At 62.7% G+C, this 20895-nt stretch carries 24 protein-coding genes; 15 read left to right on the forward strand and 9 right to left on the reverse strand.

Translation table 11 applies throughout. From position 1 onward, the window contains the following. From nadC to JaAD80_RS20555, 3 genes are all read right to left on the reverse strand, one after another. Positions 1-689: carboxylating nicotinate-nucleotide diphosphorylase (nadC, locus tag JaAD80_RS20545; RefSeq protein ID WP_102296811.1), on the reverse strand; the 689-nt coding region annotated here is incomplete at its 3' end. Next, a complete protein-coding gene (gene nadA / locus JaAD80_RS20550) occupies positions 686-1819 on the reverse strand; it encodes a quinolinate synthase NadA (protein ID WP_102296901.1) in 1134 nt (377 codons plus the stop codon). The genes nadC and nadA, both read right to left, overlap by 4 nt. 228 nt (positions 1820-2047) lie before the next feature. Further along, entirely contained in the window at positions 2048-3646 is a 1599-nt protein-coding gene (locus JaAD80_RS20555) for an ABC-F family ATPase (RefSeq protein WP_102296814.1), read from the reverse strand. Positions 3647-3865: 219 nt separating this feature from the next. Here JaAD80_RS20555 and JaAD80_RS20560 point away from each other — a divergent pair, with 219 nt between their 5' ends. From JaAD80_RS20560 to JaAD80_RS20570, 3 genes are all read left to right on the forward strand, one after another. Continuing rightward, entirely contained in the window at positions 3866-4534 is a 669-nt protein-coding gene (locus tag JaAD80_RS20560; protein WP_146012451.1) for a hypothetical protein, read from the forward strand. Positions 4535-4905: 371 nt separating this feature from the next. Further along, positions 4906-5451: a DUF2939 domain-containing protein gene (locus JaAD80_RS20565; RefSeq protein WP_180979509.1), complete on the forward strand. Its 546-nt coding sequence runs from the start codon at positions 4906-4908 to the stop codon at positions 5449-5451. Between the two features lie 168 nt (positions 5452-5619). Continuing rightward, positions 5620-6303, forward strand: coding sequence for a hypothetical protein (locus JaAD80_RS20570; RefSeq protein WP_102296820.1), 684 nt, complete (start codon positions 5620-5622; stop codon positions 6301-6303). Positions 6304-6404: 101 nt separating this feature from the next. Here JaAD80_RS20570 and JaAD80_RS20575 read toward each other — a convergent pair whose 3' ends face one another. Then, a complete protein-coding gene (locus JaAD80_RS20575; protein WP_102296904.1) occupies positions 6405-7097 on the reverse strand; it encodes a DUF3334 family protein in 693 nt (230 codons plus the stop codon). 442 nt (positions 7098-7539) lie between these two features. Here JaAD80_RS20575 and JaAD80_RS20580 point away from each other — a divergent pair, with 442 nt between their 5' ends. The 11 genes from JaAD80_RS20580 to JaAD80_RS20630 all read left to right on the forward strand — a co-directional run bounded on the left by JaAD80_RS20580 (position 7540) and on the right by JaAD80_RS20630 (position 15242). Then, positions 7540-9234: a DUF6138 family protein gene (locus tag JaAD80_RS20580; protein WP_102296823.1), complete on the forward strand. Its 1695-nt coding sequence runs from the start codon at positions 7540-7542 to the stop codon at positions 9232-9234. 95 nt (positions 9235-9329) lie between these two features. Then, the gene (locus JaAD80_RS20585) at positions 9330-10019 is read left to right on the forward strand and encodes a hypothetical protein (protein WP_102296826.1); all 690 of its coding nucleotides are present in this window, start codon (positions 9330-9332) and stop codon (positions 10017-10019) included. Positions 10020-10043: 24 nt separating this feature from the next. Continuing rightward, on the forward strand, positions 10044-10376 hold the full coding sequence (locus JaAD80_RS20590; RefSeq protein WP_102296829.1) for a hypothetical protein: 333 nt from the start codon (positions 10044-10046) through the stop codon (positions 10374-10376). A gap of 109 nt (positions 10377-10485) precedes the next feature. Continuing rightward, the gene (locus JaAD80_RS20595) at positions 10486-11127 is read left to right on the forward strand and encodes a hypothetical protein (RefSeq protein WP_146012452.1); all 642 of its coding nucleotides are present in this window, start codon (positions 10486-10488) and stop codon (positions 11125-11127) included. 132 nt (positions 11128-11259) lie between these two features. After that, positions 11260-12126 (forward strand): alpha/beta hydrolase, encoded by an 867-nt coding sequence (locus tag JaAD80_RS20600; protein WP_102296832.1) that lies wholly within the window; start codon positions 11260-11262, stop codon positions 12124-12126. Between the two features lie 106 nt (positions 12127-12232). After that, positions 12233-13087, forward strand: coding sequence for an undecaprenyl-diphosphate phosphatase (locus tag JaAD80_RS20605; RefSeq protein ID WP_102296835.1), 855 nt, complete (start codon positions 12233-12235; stop codon positions 13085-13087). Between the two features lie 59 nt (positions 13088-13146). Beyond that, the gene (mntP, locus tag JaAD80_RS20610) at positions 13147-13716 is read left to right on the forward strand and encodes a manganese efflux pump MntP (RefSeq protein ID WP_102296838.1); all 570 of its coding nucleotides are present in this window, start codon (positions 13147-13149) and stop codon (positions 13714-13716) included. A 115-nt stretch (positions 13717-13831) separates the two neighbouring features. Next, a complete protein-coding gene (locus tag JaAD80_RS20615; RefSeq protein ID WP_102296839.1) occupies positions 13832-14053 on the forward strand; it encodes a DUF2158 domain-containing protein in 222 nt (73 codons plus the stop codon). Positions 14054-14147: 94 nt separating this feature from the next. Then, positions 14148-14354 (forward strand): hypothetical protein, encoded by a 207-nt coding sequence (locus JaAD80_RS20620; protein ID WP_146012454.1) that lies wholly within the window; start codon positions 14148-14150, stop codon positions 14352-14354. A 138-nt stretch (positions 14355-14492) separates the two neighbouring features. Then, positions 14493-14897, forward strand: coding sequence for a hypothetical protein (locus JaAD80_RS20625; RefSeq protein WP_180979510.1), 405 nt, complete (start codon positions 14493-14495; stop codon positions 14895-14897). Positions 14898-15005: 108 nt separating this feature from the next. After that, on the forward strand, positions 15006-15242 hold the full coding sequence (locus JaAD80_RS20630; RefSeq protein WP_146012456.1) for a hypothetical protein: 237 nt from the start codon (positions 15006-15008) through the stop codon (positions 15240-15242). Between the two features lie 16 nt (positions 15243-15258). Here JaAD80_RS20630 and JaAD80_RS20635 read toward each other — a convergent pair whose 3' ends face one another. Further along, complete coding sequence (locus JaAD80_RS20635; RefSeq protein ID WP_102296849.1) at positions 15259-15480, reverse strand: hypothetical protein; 222 nt, start codon at positions 15478-15480, stop codon at positions 15259-15261. A gap of 153 nt (positions 15481-15633) precedes the next feature. Between JaAD80_RS20635 and JaAD80_RS20640 the strand changes: the two genes are divergently transcribed. After that, complete coding sequence (locus JaAD80_RS20640) at positions 15634-16350, forward strand: SOS response-associated peptidase (RefSeq protein WP_102296851.1); 717 nt, start codon at positions 15634-15636, stop codon at positions 16348-16350. 36 nt (positions 16351-16386) lie between these two features. Here JaAD80_RS20640 and JaAD80_RS20645 read toward each other — a convergent pair whose 3' ends face one another. From JaAD80_RS20645 to JaAD80_RS20660, 4 genes are all read right to left on the reverse strand, one after another. After that, positions 16387-17529, reverse strand: a complete 1143-nt coding sequence (locus JaAD80_RS20645; RefSeq protein ID WP_258003104.1) for a DUF418 domain-containing protein — start codon at positions 17527-17529, stop codon at positions 16387-16389. Positions 17530-17579: 50 nt separating this feature from the next. Further along, positions 17580-18497, reverse strand: a complete 918-nt coding sequence (gene ldcA, locus JaAD80_RS20650) for a muramoyltetrapeptide carboxypeptidase (protein ID WP_102296907.1) — start codon at positions 18495-18497, stop codon at positions 17580-17582. A 43-nt stretch (positions 18498-18540) separates the two neighbouring features. Next, on the reverse strand, positions 18541-19458 hold the full coding sequence (locus tag JaAD80_RS20655) for an alpha/beta fold hydrolase (RefSeq protein WP_102296857.1): 918 nt from the start codon (positions 19456-19458) through the stop codon (positions 18541-18543). Positions 19459-19729: 271 nt separating this feature from the next. Next, positions 19730-20887: a hemin-degrading factor gene (locus tag JaAD80_RS20660; protein WP_102296859.1), complete on the reverse strand. Its 1158-nt coding sequence runs from the start codon at positions 20885-20887 to the stop codon at positions 19730-19732. Positions 20888-20895 lie beyond the last annotated feature (8 nt).

A 20895-nucleotide genomic window follows, 5' to 3' on the forward strand; every position in this document is an offset into this window, starting at 1 on the left:
TTGCTGAAGTTATCGAGCAAGACGGAGACGGCGCCCGCGTCGAGCGCTTCCTGCAATTGCGCCAGGGTTTCCACTTCGATCTGCACGGGCACGCCCGCGTCGAGGTTGCGCGCGTTTTCCAGGGCCTGGCTGACACCGCCGGCGGCCGCGATATGGTTTTCCTTGATCAGGATGCCGTCGTACAGGGCCAGGCGCTGGTTCTTGCCGCCACCGACGCGTACCGCGTACTTTTGCGCCAGGCGCAGGCCGGGCAAGGTCTTGCGCGTATCTAAAATGGACGCCCTGGTGCCGGCCACCACGTCCACATACTGGCGCGTGGCCGTGGCCACGGCGGATAGCAGTTGCAGGAAATTGAGGGCGCTGCGCTCGGCCGTGAGCAAGGCGCGCGCCGGCGCTTCAATCGTGCAGACAACGCTGTCGGCCGCCATCATGTCGCCTTCGGCATAATGCCAGGCAATGTCGATGCTGCGGTCCAGGCTTTTCATGATGCCTTCAAACCATGGCGCGCCGCACAGCACGGCCGCTTCGCGCACGATGACACGGGCCGTGACGATATGGTCGGGCGGCACCAGTTCGCCCGTCAGGTCGCACTGGCCCACGTCTTCCAGCAAGGCGGCCAGCAAATTGCCTTCGAACGCGCGCGCCAGGGCCGGGTCAAAGGGAGCGAAAGAATTAACGAGGGTACTCATGCTGGACCGATTCCTTGGAACAATTTAGTTTCTTTTGCCAGATCGGCGCCCGGCTGCACACCGGCCTTCTTGGCGGCGGCGAAGTCGAGCATGCGGTTGATCGAGCGCACGGCCAGCTGGCCGACGGCGGCGTCGACGTGGATTTCGTTGTGCATGTTTTCCAGCGTCTCGGCCAGATTCAGCAAGCCATTCATGGCCATCCACGGGCAGTGCGCGCAGCTCTTGCAGGTGGCGCTGTTGCCGGCGGTCGGCGCTTCGATGAAACGTTTGCCTGGCGCGGCCGCGCGCATCTTGTGCAGGATGCCGTTGTCGGTGGCGACGATGAAAGTGTCCGTGTCCATGCTTTGCGCCGCCGCGATCATCTGCGACGTCGAGCCCACCATGTCGGCCAGGGCCACGACGTTGGCGGGCGACTCCGGATGCACCAGCACCTTGGCCTGCGGATACTCTTCCTTGAGCAAGTCGAGTTCGATGCCCTTGAACTCGTCGTGCACCAGGCAGCTGCCCTGCCACAGCAGCATGTCGGCGCCCGTCTGCTTCTGAATATATCCGCCCAGGTGCTTGTCCGGCGCCCAGAGGATTTTCTTGCCCTGCGCATGCAGGTGGGCCACGATGTCGAGGCCGATGGAAGACGTCACCATCCAGTCCGCGCGCGCTTTCACGGCCGCGCTGGTGTTGGCATACACCACCACCGTGCGGTCAGGATGCGCGTCGCAAAAGGCCGTGAACTCATCAGCCGGGCAACCGAGGTCGAGCGAGCAGGTCGCGTCGAGGTCGGGCATCAGCACGGTTTTTTCAGGACTGAGGATCTTGGCCGTTTCGCCCATGAAACGCACGCCGGCCACGACGAGGGTCTTGGCCGGATGGTCGCGCCCGAAGCGGGCCATTTCCAGCGAATCGGAGACGCAGCCGCCCGTGGCTTCCGCCAGGTCTTGCAGGTCAGCATCAACGTAGTAGTGGGCAACGAGCACGGCTTCGCGCTCGGTCAGCAGGCGCTTGATGCGCGCGATGAGTTCGGCTTTTTCAGCCGGGGACGGCGTCGCTGGCGTGCGTGCCCAGGCGTGGGCAGTGCAGCTGGCTCCGTCTTGTGGATGTTCATACTCGACGGATTTGATGGCTAAAGTTTGCATGGCTGTGTCAAACAAAAACGGGATAGACCGGCACGATTGCAATAAAGCAGGTGCGCCGGAACGAATGGACCGCGGCGCGTCGGTGCGGGGCTGGGTGGCAGCTGGCCGGCATTGTCGGATTACGCTGCGCCTCGGCGGCCCCGCTAATCCGACCTACACGACAAACTCACCCTGGCGTAGGTCGGATTAGCGCACAGCGCGTAATCCGACGCAACGTTAAGCTACAAATCAATCAATACCCTGGCTCTTCAGATAGTCTTCATAGTTGCCACGGTAGTCGACCACTTCATCTTCCTTGATCTCGATGATGCGGTTGGCCAGCGAGGAAACGAATTCGCGGTCATGCGAGACGAAGATCAGGGTGCCCGCGTATTTTTCCAGCGCGATGTTCAAGGATTCGATCGATTCCATGTCCATGTGGTTGGTCGGCTCATCGAGCATCAGCACGTTGTGGCGGCCAAGCATCAGCTTGCCGTACATCATGCGGCCTTTTTCACCACCGGACAGTACCTTGACGGCCTTTTTCACGTCGTCGCCGCCGAACAGCAAGCGGCCCAGGATGGAGCGCACGGCCTGGTCGTCGTCGCCCTCTTTCGTCCACTGGCCGATCCAGTCGGTCAGGTTCGTATCCTTGGCGAAATCTTCCGTTGGGTCTTGCGGCATGTAGCCGACATTCGCATTTTCCGCCCACTTCACGCGGCCCTGGTCTGGCTGCAGGCCGGCGATCTCGCCCGCGATGCAGCGCAGCATGGTGGTCTTGCCGGCGCCGTTGGCACCGATGATGGCGATGCGTTCGCCCGCCTCGACCATGATGGAAAAGTTCTTGAACAGCTGGCGATCGAAGCCTTTCGAGATGTTCTCGACTTCCACGGCCAAACGGTGCAATTTCTTCTCGCCGTCAAAACGCACGAACGGGTAGGCGCGCGACGATGGCTTGATGTCGTCAACCTTGATCTTTTCGATCTGCTTGGCGCGCGATGTCGCCTGGCGGGCCTTGGATTTGTTGGCGGCGAAGCGGCGCACGAATTCCTGCAGCTCGGCAACCTTGTCCTTGGCTTTCGCGTTGTTGGCCAGTTGCTGGTTGCGCGCCTGGGTCGAGGCGAACATGTATTCGTCGTAATTGCCCGGATAAATCTTCAAGGTACCGTAATCCATGTCGGCCACGTGGGTGCAGACCTGGTTCAGGAAGTGGCGATCATGGGAAATGATGATCATGGTGGAGTTGCGCTCGTTGAGCACGTCTTCCAGCCAGCGAATCGTGTTGATATCGAGGTTATTCGTCGGCTCGTCGAGCAGCAGGATGTCCGGGTTCGAGAACAGCGCCTGCGCCAGCAGCACGCGCAGCTTCCAGCCTGGCGACACATTGCTCATCGGGCCCTGGTGCAGGTCGATGGCGACACCGGCGCCCAGCAGCAGTTCGCCGGCACGCGATTCGGCCGTATAGCCGTCGTATTCGGAGACTTTGCCTTCCAGTTCGGCCGCCTGCATGTAGTCGTCGTCCGTCGCTTCAGGGTTCGCGTAGATCGCGTCGCGCTGCTGGATGGCGGCCCACATTTCCGTGTGGCCCATCATGACGACGTCGAGGACGCGCATGTCTTCAAAGGCAAACTGGTCCTGGCGCAGCTTGCCCAGGCGCTCGTTGGTATCGAGCATGACATTGCCGCCCGACGGGTCGAGGTCGCCACCCAGGATCTTCATGAACGTCGATTTGCCGCAGCCGTTCGCGCCGATCAAGCCATAGCGGTTGCCGTCGCCGAACTTGACGGAGATATTCTCAAACAATGGCTTGGCGCCAAACTGCATCGTAATATTTGCTGTAGATAGCATGTGATATTGGGTCTTTATTCAGTTAAAACAGCTAGTTAAGTACTTTTCTCCCATTATACAGCACCGGCCATCATCCACTCCATAGTTGCCGGGGCAAAGGCCGTGGCGACAGGCTGAACGGGGCTCGCCTGGCCCCATGCACAGGGTGAAAATATATTCTCGCCAACTACCCGGCAAGCGCTACAATGTTGCACCATTAACAATTTCCCCAGAGGAATAATGAAACGATACAAATCCATCGCCACTTTGCTGCTGGCCACCTTGCTATGCGGCTGCGCGGCCAGCCAGCGTCTGAGCACCGAAGACAGGACGCGGTCAAAAACCGTGACGCTCAGCGAGCATGTCATGAAAGACAACCTGACCATCCAGGCACCAGGCTGGGCCAATCCGGGCATGATGTTCGGCGCCATCGGCGGCGGGGTTGGCGCCGCTGCGGCAGGAAGCCTGGAGGGATCGACAGCGGGCCAGTCGATCACCGACGTGCAAGCGGCGTTCGGCGCCTACCTGAAGGAGAACGGGGTGTCCATCGAGGCCATCGTGCGCGAGGAATTTGAAAGCGTGCTGCGCGAGTCCGGAAAAGTCGTGCTGGTGCCACCAACGGCGGAGAATGCCGCCTTGCCCGTCATCACGGTTTCCGTGCCCATGTATGGATTTGGCGTCACGCACCTGCTCGGTGAAAATGCCGTCCCCATCTTCAAGATCAGCGCCGCCATGACGGACGGCACAGGCAAGCTGATGTGGATCGAAAGCGAGATGATGCTGCCCTCCGTCTTGAGTCCCATGGAGGCGACGCCATGGGTCAAATTGCGCACCGACCCCAAGGTCGTCGAACAGGATTGGCGCAAGGCGTCACGCTACATAGCGCAGAAGATTATCGGCACGCTCTGAACCCGCGCGGGCCCGGGCGCCCCTCCCGCCGCCGCCCGTTGGCACAAGCGCAGCGGCGACCATGGAATCGTGCATGCTTGCGCGGCGCAGTGCTCCGGCAATCAGCGCCAGGCCTGCGGCCAGCATGCCGGCATGCGCCGGTCCAGGCGCCGTGGAGACAATGCTGGTGATCGATGCATTGATGCGCATGGAAATGTTAACAACTATCTGACATCATGCGCCGGCATGGCGGCGAGCAAGCCATGCCAGGAAAATATTATTGCTGTATTTCTATTTTGAAGGTAGGCTGCGACGGCATTGCCTGGACCGCCGCCATGCCCGGGAGCCGGTCACTGGCCGTCTTCTCTTTCCCATACATCAACAGGTATCACTTGAAAAAAATCACCCTCGCCGCCACCGTGGCCGCCATTGCCATCGTCGCTACCGCCTATGCGTCGCCGTACTACGCCCTGCATCAGATTAAGACCGCCGTCGCCGAGCGCAATGCCGACGCCCTGGCCAGCCACGTGGACTTCCCTGCCCTGCGCGACAGCGTCAAGACCCAGCTGCAAACGGCCATGGCCGGCAGCGTCCAGGCTGCGGGTGGCAGCGACAACCCCTTCGCCGCCATGGGCCAGGCCATCGCCGGCGCCATGATGGGCAAGATGGTCGACGCCATGGTGTCGCCCGCCGGCGTCGTCGCGCTGGTCAACAAGAGCGCCGTCAGCCCGCAAGCGGGTGCGGACGATGGCGCCAGCGCCAGCACTGGCGATGCACGGGGAAAAGCCGATTATTCTGCAGGCTATACCGCCTGGGACACCTTCGCCGTACGCTCGAAAGATGGCGAGAAGCATGGCGCGCTGCTCATGAAGCGTCATGGCCTGTGGGGCTGGAAGCTGAGCGCAATCGAGATTGCGCCGGCGCTGGCCGGGCGATAGGACGGCAGGCGCGGCCATCCTTGACGCGCCCGCCATTCTTGCCGGCACGCCACGCCATGCACGCACTTCCTCCCGTGCGCCCATAGGCAAAGCCGGCATTCGATGCCAGAATGCCTATGAGTCGTCTCGATATCCATGTGCTATACCGCTCAACATTTCCGAGGTCCCATGCTGACTAAACACATTCTGACACTGGCCATCGCCGCCAGCCTCGCCGGCCTGGCCCACGCCGCGCCGCTTGAAACGAAGCAGGTCGAGCGCATCCGCGCTGCCGAGGCACGCATGCAGGAAGAAGCGTCGAAAGCGTCCAATCCGGATGCACCCGCAGCGCTGCCGATAGCGACCGACATCTCGCTGGCGGAACTGGAGCGCCGCTGGGCCCTGGGCCAGGCGCAGACGACGGAACAGCGCTTCACCAGCGCGATCGCGCCAGCCGCGCTGAGCGCCATGGCGCAGCAGATCGGCTGCCAGGATATTGTCGGCGTGCAACCGATGGGCTTCCCCATGGCGCGCGAGCAGCCCACCGTGCTGAACGGTGGACACTTGCTGGCCCGTTGCCCTGACAGGGCCTACCTGACGATCTCGGCCATGTCGATGGCTGGCAAGTCCGGTAACCGCGCCAGCATTTCGCCGCAGTCGTTCGACCAGACCGTCGATGGCAAGCCGGCGCGGCGCCTGTACTACAAGGCGCCCAACGGACGCCAGCAGGAAACGCTGACCGTCGCCGATGGCGATCTGGTCTACATGCTTGCCTACTGGTCGCACGATGACGCCAAGCACCCTGGCATGGCCGGAGAACGGCGTCTGTTGAAGCTGTCTTCCCTGCCGGCACCAGCGCCTGCTTCCAAATAAAGTCTGCGTACAACGCAAACCGGCTATGCGGGCCTGTGCGGCCGGCACAGCCGGATGTCGATATGGCGCGGCGGCAAGCATGCCGCCATGCCGGGTGATATTTACATGCCCAGCGACTTGAGCAGGTCGGAGTTGTCGTCCTCGTCCGGCGCGGCCGCTGCCGGCGTTGCTGCCTGGCTGGCCTGGCTGGCGTGCTCGGTGGCCATCAGCGCATCGGTATCGTATTCCTTGGAATCGAAATCGTGCAGTTTGATGAACTCGGTGCGGTCGATGGCCAGTTCCAGGTAGAAAATGTTGTTCTTTTCCGTGTAGAACGTTACGCGGCGCATTTCCGGGCGGTCCAGCGGCGTATCAACGCTGAGCATCACCTGCTTGTTCAGCACCAGCATCTTCGGCTGGTTCTGCGTGATATTCGTTTGCAGCTCACGCCGCACCTTGCCCGTGAAGTCGCCCACGATCTGGTTCATCAGCTCGCCCATGATGTTGGACACTTCGTCCGACGTGTAAAAGCTGGCCAGTTCCGACTTTGGCATACCCATGTGCAACATATAGCGCTCGTAGATCTCCATCGCCGTGTCGGCAGCGAAATTCAAGACCACCAGGCCCGTGAAGCCGCCATCGAACATCACGAAGCAGCCGATGTCCGGCTTCAGCCCGGTCTTGGTGATGCGTTGCACCATGCCCGAATAATTCACCTTGCTTTGCGTCGCCACGTTGAGCACCCGCACGACCGAGTTACACAAACTCATCAACAAATCTTCTGTACCGTACACAACTGCCTTTTCTGGATTCATGAACAACCTCTCTTACTTTTTTAAGATGACAGCACAGCTTCCCTGCCCGCCGCGAGCCGCAACCGGACGGTTGCGCTCAGCTGGCGGACGACTTCATCTTTGCCTGCCCGATGGTGCCTGATGGTGCCTGGCCACGCCAGCCTTCCTGCTGCTGGAGCGTGAGCGTATTCTTACTTTTTTCTGTATAGAAATAAGTATCAGATGCGCAGAATACCGAGATGTAACATTTCCGTCCAGCCATACCTGCATTTACTTGACGATCTGTGCGGAAATACAAAAGCGGCGCGCATCGTCCGCAAAGCGGCCAGGCATGCAACATTATGCGAAAGATCACCTTTCCCGGCCGCTACCCGCGCACGGCAGGCGGCGAGGGGCAGCCGCTTGTTTTATACTGCCGCGCAAGAATGACGCAAACGCAACATGAATGGAGAGGCAACAGACGATGAGCACACTGCAAGAGCAGATCACGGCGGAAATGAGCGCGGCGATCCATGCCTGGTTTGATGAACGGCTACAGCGCACGGACCTGGCACAGACGGTCGAGCGCACATCCTTGCAAGTCGGCATCTTCAACGACTTCATGCTCGACTATAAGCCAGGGCGCGCGACAGCCGACGATATCGACCTGGGCCTGGACTTCGACGACGCCGCGCCACGCAAGACGGTGGAGCGCCTGGACGAGGCGCAGATGCGCGACGCAGTCGTGCCGCAGCTGACGGCCGTGGTGCAGGCCCGGCTGGCCCCGCTGGTGGACACGCGGATGATCGACTACCGCTTTACTTGCCGCGGCAAGTTCCAGACGGCGCAAGGCAAGCTGCATATGACCTTGCTCGACTATGTCAACGAGCCAAAACGCCAGGACTTGCTGGCGCGCATCCACGCCTACGTCGATCAACAGCTGGCCCACGGCACGCAGCCGACAAAGCCACTGGAAACTTTTTTCCTGGCGCGCCACCTGCTCGACCCGCAGCTGTTTCCCAAGCCTGACGCGGCCTGGACCATCGCCCAGTACGAACGCATCCAGGCATTGAGCAAGGCCAACCCCGACGCCTTGGCAGAGCACCGCCACAACATCATCCGTGCCATTACGCAATGGGCGGAAGATGATTTCCTTCCCCAATTTTATGACCGCAGCCTGTCCGCCTACCGCGCCACGGAATACAGCCTGAAGGCGGGCACGCCACCCGCGACCGGCGCGGACGCGCTGCAGCCGATCGACCTGCTGCTGTATGGCGCGGTGATGATCTTGCGCCATGATGCCAGCTATGCCAAATCGAAGGGCCTGAAATTCCTGGAAATCGCCCGTGAACTGGGCAGCGAGCGGGCCGTGCGCATGCTGCAGGAAGGCAGCGGCACCTTCGGCAATGCAGAAGTGCACCTCAAAAATACCCTGCTGGAATGCCGTGCCAATGACGTGTTCGCCACCATGACCATCCACATCGCCAGCGAAGAGGCCGAGGCCTATGCGCAGGCGCTGGCCTTCATCACCCACTTGCTGCGCAACGGTTTTCCGCCCAGCTACCAGATCAAGCTCAAGTCGAAGGTCAAGGACTACTTGCCGGTCAAGGGCCTGGCGAAATCCGATACGCACCGCTTCTTTGCCAACGCCCTTGCCTTCCCCGCCCTGCATATGGCGCTGGAAACGTATGCGCGCGCGGCCATCGCGCAGTATGAATTCTATGCCGACACGGAAGGCGAGAAAAATTGCATGCCCGGCAGCTACGCCGCGTTTGGCCTGGGCTTGCTGGACGCCCGCCACTTCCCCCTGGTGCAGAACTACATGGCGCAGGTGGACGAGGAGCATCAATCCGTGCAGGACCATTTCACGGCAGCCTTCGTGGCGCGTCACGGCATCACGCCGCAGAGCATTCCCGTGCTGGTGGCCTGCCTGCGCGCCTGCACGGATGACGTGAAGCTCAAGGTCCAGGCGGACTTCGAGGACGTGGACCACCTGGCCTGCCTGTACCAGCAGCTGCAGCCGCTGGAAGACTATCTGGTCGAACATGTGCTGTATGCCATCTGGGGCAAGCTGGACAAACTGGCGGCGCTGGCGCGCAAGGCGGATGGACGGCGCCAGGAACTGCTGCTGGCCCTGCTTGCTGCGGCGCACAAGAAGGACGGCAACGGCCATGCCTGAAGTGTGCAACGTTATGACTTTCACCATCTATAATGCGCAGCGCAAGAGTTGCCATTATGCATCTTTTGCGCCTGACATTGAATCGTGGAGAAAACATGCAAAAAATGAAACACCGCGCTGCCAGACTGCTGGCCGCTACGCTGGCAACGACGTTCGCCGCCGCGCTGATCCAGCCTGCCATGGCGGCCCCCGCCGCCGAGCTGGCGCCCATCGACGTGGCCAATCTGTACATCAAAACTATCGTCAACCAGGATGAAGCCAGCGTCGCCAGGCTCAACGCCTATCTGCGCCCCACCCGCCTGGCGGGCCAGCAGCCGGCCGAATATGCATCGTTGAGCGGCCTGCAAGAAACCACCGCGCAATTCCCGAAGCAAACCGGCAAGCTGATCGTTGACCTCTTCCCCGCCAGCATGCACGCGGCACTCACGCCGGCCGCCGAGTCGCTGGCCGCGAATGTCATCGCCGCCAAGAATGGCGCCGTCTGCCAAGCCACCAAGGCCGATCCGGTGACGGTGGACAATGGCATACAGACAGCCGCCGTCAGTTTCGAATGCCAGCTCGTCAAGGTCGCTGTCGCCTGGGCACCTGCTTCACAGCAACTGGCGAAGAGCGGCTGCAAGGTCGAGCAATGCGTCGCCGGCTTGCAAAAGATCGCCGCGGCGTACACGTCCTCGCCGAAGCAGACCTGGCGCGCCGTGTTTGCCGTCAGCCGCGAGAAAAACACGGAAGCGTGGCGCAATGATTTTGCGCGCGAAACGTTCGATGAAATCTGGGACTACCTGTAACCGCGCACGCAATGACAAACGCCGATGGATAAACCCAAGCTGACGCCCGTCGCCCAGCCCGCAGGCATGGCCTTGCTGCGCCTGCTCGACCCCGACCACGTGGACGGCGCACTGGTCAAGCAGGTGCTGGCGCAAGACCTGGCCAGCCTGCACGGCAAGCAATTGCTGGCGCTGCTGCGCCGGCTGCGCGCCGCACAATCGAACGAGTGCGATTATGCGGGCGCCAGCCCGGCGCACGCCGGGCAGCAGTTCGGCGCCGCCATCGCCGCCGTCAAGGCGGAGCTGGCGAAGCGCCCGCACATCCTGAACAAGCAGGAAGCCAGGGCGCTGCGCCAGGCCGCAGCCAGGCAGCGCTAATCAAGGCGCAGGCCGGCCGCAAGGCGTCCAGCCGCCTTCCAGCCGTGCGCGCAAGCACGCCACCCGCCTTCTATAATCGACGGATCGTTTCCGCAACTGAAAGGTTCTCATGCCCACCCGATTTACCCGCCACCTTGCCAGCTGCTCGGTGCTGGCGCTGGCCAGTCTGGCCTCCATGCCGGCGACCCATGCCCAGGAGTTAGGCCCCGTCGATGCGCGTGCCGTGTGGCAGGAACGCTCGCTGTCGGCCTGCCGCAGCGAAACATCGACGACCGCGCCCGACGTCTGCCTGCTGCGCACCATACGGCGCAGCGGCGCCCGCCCGCAAGCCATCGCCGCCGCCAGGATGCTGGTAAAAGCCAACAATCCCGGCTTCATTTCGGCCTGGCGGCCGCTGGGCAAGGCCGCCCTGGCCACCGTCACCTATCCTTTCCGCGCCAACATGAATGAAGGCACCCTGCTGATCGGCAGCGATGGCGCGGCCTTCGACGTCGACGTGGGGTCCGTGAGCGAGGAAGACCGCGCCACGCCGGCCTGGCGCGCCTTTGCCGCCGCCCACCCGGATGCCGTACCATTTGCGCTGGCCGATTTCGTGGGCAGCACGGCCACGGCCGATGGCGGCCTGAGCGTGCTGTTTTCCACGGCCCTGAAAACCTGCCACGCCTGCGCGGACGACGGCGCCCTGCTGGTCGCGTATGCCCTCGACAAGGAGGGCATCGTGCGCGAACGAAAGCTATTGACGATCAAGTGATAACGATCAGACGATAACGATCAAACAAGGCTGCAGCAAAGACAAGATAGAGAGGGGAATAAGATAGAATTGCCCGATGGCATGTCTATACGCGTACATGCCATCGTTCTCTATTACTTATCCCAGGAAACCATGCGCCTTTCACGTTTGACCCTGCACCTCAGCACCGCCCTGCTGCTCGCTTCCGGCGGCACCCTCCACCTGGCCCACGCCGCAGCCACCGTTGCCGTCAGTCCAGCCACGCCGCTGACCATCGGCGAAAGCTTCAGCATCGATTCGCAGGCGCTGAAGGAAAAACGCCACATCAATGTGTACATGGCGCGCGCCTGGGATACGCCGCCCGACGCGCCGCTGCCCGTGCTGTACATGCCGGACGGCGGCGTGGCAGAAGACTTTCTCCATGTCGCCGGCTTGCTGCAAGTGTCCGTTGCCAACGGCACCATGCGCCCCTTCATGCTGGTCGGCATGCAAAACACGCAACGCCGCCGTGACTTGACGGGCCCGACTGACAACGCGGACGACCGCAAGATCGCCCCCGTGGTCAGCGGCGCACCGGCTTACCGCGCCTTTATCCGCGACGAGTTGGTGCCGGAAATCAAGCGCCGCTACCGCACCACGGGCGAGACGGCCATCGTCGGTGAATCATTGGCCGGCCTGTTCGTGGTGGAAACGTATCTGCTGGAGCCGCAACTGTTCGACCACTACCTGGCATTCGACCCCAGCCTTTGGTGGAACCGTGGCGCCCTGCCGCGCCAGGCGGCAGCGCTGCTGGCCAAGGGTGCGCCAGGCAAGCACAGCCTTTATCTGGCTACCAGCGCTGAAGTGGGCATCGCCAGCGAAGTGCAGCGCCTGTCCGAGGTGCTGGAAAAACAATCGCCGCCCGGCTTGCAATGGCACGTGGAAAAGATGCCGGAGGAAACGCATGGCACGATTTACCATCCGGCAGCCTTGAAGGCCTTCCGCGCCGTGTTCAAGCCGCAAGCGCCGGCTGCCCAGTAAAACATGGACAAACTGTAATCGTGCGCTGGGCTTGTCCGCCCGGCGAGGCGGGTAAAATCGGCTGCCCTTTCCCGGCAGCTTTTTTCGCCCACCTGAGTCTACCTCCATGAGCTTTTTGCAACTTTTCATCGTTTCCATCGTTCAGGGCTTCGCCGAGCTGCTGCCCGTCTCCAGTTCCGCCCACGTCATCATGGCGGAAAAACTCATGGGGCTCGATCCCACGTCGCCGGCGCTGACCATGCTGCTGGTGATGCTGCATACCGGCACCATGTTCGCCGTCATCGTGTACTTCTGGAAATCCTGGCGCGCCACCTATTTCAGTTCGGCCCCAGCCTTCCGCAGCAATGCCTGGTTGCTGGTGGCCGCCACGGCCCTCACGGGCATCGTCGGCTTCGGCTTGCTCAAGGGCATTACCCACTTCATGCGCAAGACCGCGCCCGGCTTTGAAATCGAACATCTGTTTGGCAACGCAAAACTGATGGCGGGCGCGCTGGCGGCCGCCGGCGTACTGATCATTGTCTCGTCGCGCCAGCAAGCGCGCCAGCACGGCACTTTGTCAGTCGGCAAGGCGATGGTGATTGGCGCCGTGCAGGGCCTGTGCCTGCCGTTCCGCGGTTTTTCCCGCTCGGGCGCCACCATTTCGGCCGGCATCGCCATGGGCGTGCCGCAACGCCGCGCCGAGGAATTCAGCTTTGCCCTGGCCGTGGTGTTGACGCCAGCCGTGCTGGTCAAGGAAGGCTGGCGCTTTTACCAGGCTGTCGCCAATGGCAGCCTGGATCACCTGGAACATGGCAACAGCCTGGCGCACCTGCTCGCCCCCAGCCTGCTGGGCATGCTGTTATCTTTCCTGGCCGGCTTGCTGGCCCTGCGCTGGCTGTCGCGCTGGCTCGAGCAAGGGCGCTGGCATTTCTTTGGCGCTTATTGCCTGGCCGCTTCCTTGGTCGTGCTGGCAGTGGGGTAAAATCGCCGGGTTTGTAGTTTGACATGCACATCCCAGCCAGGTTCCACTGAAAGCCAACGATGAATTTCGCCGCCACCGCCGCCCTCTCGCTTGCCATGTCCACCGATGCCTTCGCGGCCGCCGTGGGCAAGGGCGCCGCCCTGCACAAACCACAATGGCGCGAAGCGCTGCGCACGGGGCTGATCTTCGGCGTCATCGAAGCCATCACGCCCGTCATCGGCTGGGCCCTGGGCAGCGTGGCCGCCCCCTATGTGGAAGCGTGGGACCACTGGATCGCCTTCAGCCTGCTGGGCATTATCGGCCTGTTGATGATACGCAATGCGCTCTCCGATGCCGGCGACGAGGAAGCGCCGGCGCAGTCGCATTCATTCTGGGTGCTGGCCGCAACGGGCCTGGCCACCAGCATCGACGCCATGGTGGTGGGCGCGGGCCTGGCCTTGCTGGGCGCGAACATTGTCGTGACGGCCGCCGCCATCGGCTTTTCCACCTTCGTCATGGTCACGCTGGGCGTGATGCTGGGCCGCGTGCTGGGCACGGTGGCCGGCCGCCGTGCCGAACTGGTGGGTGGCCTGGTGCTGATCGTCATCGGTTGCGTGATCCTGTACGAGCATATCGGCCATCCGGGCTGATGCATGGCAGGCGCGGTGCAATCACCCCCTAAATGCGTGCGCAAGCTGCTTGCACAGGAGTATGATGGCTCTCAGCCAGCGCCATTGCCTGGCCTTGCATGGAGGAAGGGAAGCGATGACGATGCAATTTAACGAGGGCGATATCGTGCGCGTCAAATGCGGCGGCCCCGAAATGACGGTATTGTGTGTCGACGGCAACTATTTCACTCAGGAAGAACGCCGCACGGCTGTCTTTTGCGTGTACGAAAAAGACCATTACCTGTTCGAGCAGGCGTATCCCGAATGCGCGCTCGACATCATCCGCTACGAACGCCGTCGCTACGCGCGCGACGCCTGAGGCCAGGCGCGCACACTACAGGCGTGCGAGTGGACGAGCGCCCGCTTTGTGCTACATTAAATGCTCCGCACTCATGCCTCGCTAGGTGACCATCATGGAAACTCTGGAGCTGCTCTTTGCCTCGCTGGTACGCGACACGGCCGAATCCATACGCGACCACCACGTCCCTTTTGCCATCAAACATGACGAGCGCGCGTATTTCGAATGGATGGATGGGCATCCGATTGATGGCTATATCCAGGAGGCGTATCGGGAGATCGAAGAAACAGCCCAGCAGATCCGCGCCATTCGCGCTGGATGAGGATGCTTGGCCAAATCGGCTGCGCGGGGCGCTGTGCGGCCTGCGATGCTCACCGTACTGACGTACGGTTGCGCTTCTTAGCCACAAATCACCGCCGCTCGCCTTGATTTTGCCAGGCGTTGTGACGCTAGTGGGATCTTGGGTAAAAATTGGGGTATTGATCCAGATCAAACACTCTTCTGTTTCAACCGTGCAGTTGATCCCGTACCGCGACAATTGGTGCTGGAGGGGATGAATATGGATCAGCAACAAAAGCATCAGATCAGGGGCTATGAATATCATGTGACGGGAGCGCTGGAGAAAGATGGGCGCTACCGGGGCATGATTTTGATTAGCAGGCGCGGCGATACGCAACAGGTGTATGCCAAGCCCGTGCTGATCGAAACGGCCAGCAGCTTCAAATCCGTGCATGCGGCGCTGATCGAGGCATCCGCCTATGCCCAGGAAATCATCTACAACGGCGCCATCCAGGCCCTGTTGCCGGCGGAACTGCCCGTCACTGGCAAGCAGGCGCCACAGCCACCGGATTTGGTGGGCAACTAAAGCTTGGCAACCAAGCGGCGATGCTGGCCTGGCAAGCAAGCCCAGCCCTTCGGCACGGCGCGTATAATCACGCGCTTTCCCCGATAAAAACCCGGAACGATGGAATTTGTGAATTTACCGCTGGTCTTCCTGCTCGCCTGCGCGCTGATCGCCTCGCTTGCCAAGCGCAATGGCTATTCGTGGTACCTGTTTTTCTTTGCCGTTGCCGTGCCCGCGCCCCTTTTGCTGCTGATGCTGCCATATGTGCTGGGCGTGGAGATCGCCTCGCTGCCGGCCGTGCGCCTGGGGGCTGTCCTGCTCTTTCCCCTGATCGGGCTGCTGGTGGCGCTGCGGCGCAAGGCATGAAGCGCCTGCAGTGGCCTCAGCGCATCTGTACGCCATCGGCCAGGCGCCAGCCCATCGACAAGGCCACTTGCTGCGCCTCTTTTTCGTTGCTGCAGTCATCGTAGTCGCAGGTATCGGCATACGCGCCGCAGGCCTGGTTCAAGCTGATGAAAGAGCCAACCCAGCGACCGTCGCGGCGCTGGCTGGCCGTGGCGCTGATGGTAAAACCTTTGTGGATGGTGGGATTCTCAAAAGACATATTTCCTCCGATGCAAAGAGCGCCAGGGATCTGACTGCTATCTGACTGTGGCCAGTGTGCGCCGGCGCGCGCAAGCAGTCTGTACGTTTGACCACACTCAGCAAACGTGGCTGCCGCAGCGCGTGCGCCGCGACCTTCGGGTATGATTTCGCCATGTGTGGACGATTCGATCAAAATGACACGGCGCGCGTGCTGGCGTCGTCCTTCGGCTGGACCGACGCGGTGTTCGACAGCGAGGCCGAGCCGCACCTGAACGTGGCTCCCGGCACGTACCGGCCCGTGCTGCATATGGCCGATGGCGTGCGTCGCGTCGACGACGTCTTCTGGGGCTACCGCCCCGCCTGGGCTGCCGCGGCCACGCCCGCCGCCGGCAAGAAAAAAATTCCCATCGCTATCAATGCCCGCCTGGAAAAACTTGCCGGTGCCTACTGGAAGCCGCTGCTGCGCGCGGGCCGCGGCATCGTCTGCGTCGATGGCTGGTATGAGTGGACGGGTGAAAAAGGCGCGAAGCAGCCGTGGCATATCCACCGCCGCGACCGCGCGCCCCTGTTTTTGCTGGCGCTCGCGCATTTCGGCTCCTACAAGCTGAACCGTGAAGAAGCGGGTTTCGTGCTGGTGACGGCCGACAGCCTGGGCGGCATGGTCGACATCCACGACCGGCGCCCCGTGGCCGTCAGCCGCGAGGATGCCTGGCGCTGGCTCGACCCCGCATTGACGCCGGAGCAGGCGCTGCACCTGGCGCGCACCTGCCTGCTCGACGCGGAACTGTTCGAATGGCATGCCGTCGACAACCCGCTGGTGCCGTCCGCCAAGCCCAGGGCAGCGCCGCCGGCCGCGGCGCAAGCGGCGTTTGACTGGGGCGCGGATTAAGCCCCTGTTCCAGCAAGTGCGCCCTGCTCGCAAGCCCTAAGGCAGCCGCGCCAGCCGGCGCCACAGCGCCTCCATGGGCCCTTGCCGAAAGTAGCGCAGCCAGCAGCGGCTCAGCAGCACCTGCCCCGCCATGACCAGCACGGCCAGGCCCAGCATCTCGGCTGGCCGTATAGCCGCGCCCCAGCCCAGGCCCGAGCCTTGCAGCAGCCAGGTGCCGAGCAGCGATTGCAGCAGATAATTGCTCAGCGCCATGCGCCCCACGGGTGCCAGCCAGGCAGCCAGCCAGCGCAGCGCAACGGGGCCGGCCAGCATCAGCGCCGCCACATAGCCGGCCGCCAGCACGGGGCCGCCGGCGAACAGCAGGGCCTCGAACAGCGCCGCATCGAACACCTGCTGATACGGATCGACAACTTGCGCCGTGACGGCCCACGCCGCCAGCAAGTTGAACGGCAGCCCCGCGCCCAGCCCCACGCCACAGACCCAGCGCCACAGGCGCCGGTGGCGATGCGGCCGCGTGAGCCAGCCAACGCGCACGGACAGGATGCCCAGCAAAAACAGCACGATAATATGCGGCAGCATGACGGTGGCGTACAGCAGCGAAACGAGGAAATCGTTGGCGCGCAGCTTGGCCACGGCCCAGGCATTACCTTGCGTGTAGATGGCAAAACGGGCGGCAAAGTTTTGCAGCTCTTGCGCCGTGTCCGGCGCGCCGTCTTGCCGGCCGGTGGGAATGAGCAGGCACATGAACAGCAAAAAGCCGCCCGCCACCAGCCAGGCGCGGTTGCGCACCCGGCTCAGCCTGGCTGCCGCCAGCGGCAGGATCAGCATGCCGGCGACCGCATACGAGGTCAGCACGTCGCCGCTCCAGACAAGGAAACCGTGCAGCAGGCCGAACACCAGCAGCCAGCGCAAGCGGCGGCGATACGCCGTTTGCGCCTGCTCCCAGCTGCCCAGCTGGCGCTTCAGGGAACGCGTCTGCAGGGCGAAACCGGCGCCAAACAGATAGGCGAAGATGGGATAGAACTTGAACTGCGCCAGTGCCGCCACGAGGAAGATCCCCAGCTGGTCAGGCACGGGCGGCTGCGCCGGCAAGGTGCCGTAGCGCAAGGAGATGGTGCCCCAGGCAAAGCCCCAGATATTCACCAGCAGGATGCCAAACACGGCGATGCCGCGCAGCACGTCGAGCTGCAGCAGCCTGCCGGGCGTGGTGGCGGCGGCGTTCAGAGCGTTCAGGGCCGCGCCAGGGTGGGATACTCGCCCACCTGCAAGCTGAAGCCATTGGCATCCGAGCGCAGCCGCGCCTGGCCGCCGAACGGCAGAGTGACCCGGCGGCGGATGTGGCCAAACTCCAGCCCCGTCAGCACCGGCACGGGCAAGCGCTGGCGCACATAGGCCAGCATGGCGTCGAAATCGTAGCCGTTATCCATGGGACTCAATTTGTAGGCGGAAAAGTCGCCGAGCACCACCGCCTGCTGGCGCTGCAGCACTCCCGCGTGCAGCAGTTGCAGCAGCATGCGCTCGACCCGGTACGGGTGTTCGTTGACGTCTTCCAGGAATAAAATGCCGCCATCGATCTGGGGGAAATATGGCGTACCGAGCAGATGCACCAGCATGGCCAGGTTGCCGCCCCATAATTTTCCGCTTAGCTCGACTTGCGGGTTGCCGGCGGCCACGCCCGTCACGGTGTGCGTGGGACCGGCCAGGCACGACCACAGCTGGTCGAGGGTGAACTGCTCGGCCTCGTCGCGGATGAAATCGTCGCAGACCATGGGCCCGGCAAAGCTGGCGCGGCCCGTTTTCGCCATCAGGCCCATGTGGAAAGCCGTGAAGTCGCTGTAGCCGACAAACAGTTTGCCGCTGTCCGCCATGGCAGCAAAGTCGATCTCGGGCAGAATGCGGCTGATGCCATAGCTGCCGCGCAAGGCAAGCACCACTTGCACGTCCGGGTCGGCGGCCGCGGCGTTCAGCTGCGCCAGGCGGCCTGCGTCCGTGCCGCCGAAACGCTGGAATTTGTGCGCGGGATCGTAGTAATTATGCACGGTGGCGCCTTGCGCCTGCAGGCGGGCGATGCCGCGTTCCAAAGCTGCCTCGTCGGGCGCATAACCGCCTGGCGCCACGATGGCGATGCCAATCTCAGGTGTCTTCAACATGCCCGTGCCTTCAAAAGTTGTGGGCGCGCCCGAGTTGCTTTCAAGCTGGCTGGGAGCGCATCTGGGGCGCCATCTTACCTTGCAGATGCACATCGATCAAGGCGAGCAGGCGCTCGATCAGCTGGGGCGGCATGTCGTGCCCCATGCCCTCGATCACTTCCAGCCGCGCGCCCGGGATCAGCGCTGCCGTATCGATGCCGCAGGCAACGGGTATCAGGGGATCGGCCGCGCCATGGATCACCAGCGCCGGACAGCTGATGCTGGGCAGCAAGGCCGTGCGTTCACCCGAGGCGGCGATGGCGACCATTTGCCGCGCCACGCCTTCCGGGCAACTGCCCCGCTCCAGCGCCGCTTCGATGCGCTGGTACAGCAGCCGTTCCGAGACAGGATAGGCGGGACTGCCGATGACGCGCACGGTGGCGGCCATGTGCGCCATCAGTTCGGCGCGGCTGGCCTTGCGTTTCGGTCTTTGCAATAAAGCGTTGCGCGCCGCGCGCGTGGGGCCGGGCAAGCCGCGCCGGCCGCTGCTCGACATGATGGACGTCAGGCTGAGCACCTGCTGCGGCGCGCGCGCCGCCATCACTTGCGCGATCATGCCGCCCATCGACACGCCAATGACGTGCGCCTGCGTAATGCGCAGGGCCGCCAGCAAGCCCAGCGCGTCTTGCGCCATGTCATCGAGTGTATAGGAGGTTTTCAGGGGCCAGCCCAGCAGATTTTTCACGTAGGCCAGCGGCAAATACGGTTTGCCCGCCAGCGCCATCTTGCTCGACAGGCCGCTGTCGCGGTTGTCAAAACGCACAACCCGAAAACCCTGCTCGACGATGCCTTCGACGAAGTCGGATGGCCAGGCGATCAGCTGCATGCCCAGCCCCATCACCAGCAATACGCACGGGTCATCGGGATCGCCGTGGCTTTCATAGGCTATGTTGAGGCCGTTCGCCATGATGGTTGCCATGATTGCCTCTCTTCCAGGAACCAGCACGCAGGCACGATCGCTGCGGCCTTGGAATCAGCATACCACTATTGTGCTTCAGACATGAGACCGGCACGCGGCACCCATGCTGAAGTGTTGCTCTGCTTGCACATGACAGAACCTGCTGCGCGTCGCCACTTGCGCCCTGCGATGCTCAGCGTACCTGAAGTACGCTTGCGCTTCTCAGCCACAATTCGCTGCCGCTCGCCACGGTTCTGTCACGTGCTGATACTCATCAACTTGCAAAAAAACCTTATTTTGCCTTTGGCAGACTGTCGGCCAGATCCACCCACGCTTGCGGCTGCGGCTTGCCGCGCTCGCGCACGCCGAAGAAGGAGACCACTTGCGTGCCATCCTTGTCGAAGAACTCGACCGAGGTGACGCCGCCGCGCTTGACGACCCAGCCGCTGCGCAGTGCCGTGTCGCGGATGTGCAGGTTGAAGTCCGGGTCCAGCACGTTGAAGAAGCCGCCGGCAGCCATGGTTTTCTCGATCTTGCCGCTGTAGATCTGCGTCAAGCCTTCGTTGCCCAGGAACACCATGATGGCGACCTTGTCCTTCGCCGCGTTTTCCAGCAGGGTGCGCAGCGCTTCCGGCGTCACGCGCTCGACCACGCCGGCTGGCGCCAGGCGCAGGGCCTGTTCGCGCGACAAATGGAATTCACGCATGATTTGCGCAAACTGGTGCACGTCCGTCATGTCTTTCCATGCCAGCTGGAATTCCTTGACGTCGATCTCCGCGTCCGGCTTCTCGGCCGCTTTCGGCGCCACGGCCAGCACGTTCAATTCCGCGCTTTGCTGCGGCATGCGGAAGGCGGCTACCAGCTTGTCGTAGACGGCCACGCCCGGTTCGTTGCGCAGGTAGATCTTGTGCACGGCCGTGCCGTTGGCGTCGAAGAATTGCAGGCTGCGCGTCGGCTTGCCGTCACGGCCAGGCTGGACCACGGCAAATGCGTATTTCCAGTTTTCAAAGTGGAAGCGCAGGTCGATGGCGCCGCCCAGGTAGCCGCCGGCGATATTGCGCTGGCGCGCTTCCTGTTCCGGATCCTGCTTGGCATCGGCCTGTTCCGACTTGTCGCCCGCCTGCTTGAACTTGCTGGCCGTGCCCGTCGTTTCAATGACGCCGTTTTCATTGCGCGTGATGGCTTGCACCACGCCCAGGTCCAGCGCGGCGCGCATGATTTCGCGCGGCTGGTTGCCGTCCGCTTGCAGGCGCGTGACGCCGTTGCCGATATTGGTTGCCAGCAATTGTGCCTCCGACACACCCAGCGCGCGCGCCGCGTCGCGGATCTGCAGTTTCGGCTGTTCCGTGCGCAGGGTGGACCAGCGTTCCGCCAAAGTGGCTGGGGCCGCATATGCGTTTGCAATCAGCAGGCTGCCTAGCAGGGATAGAACGAGTTTGGATAACTTCATAGATAGAC

The sequence above is a fragment of the Janthinobacterium sp. AD80 genome, from assembly GCF_002878455.1.
Lineage (GTDB): Bacteria > Pseudomonadota > Gammaproteobacteria > Burkholderiales > Burkholderiaceae_D > Janthinobacterium.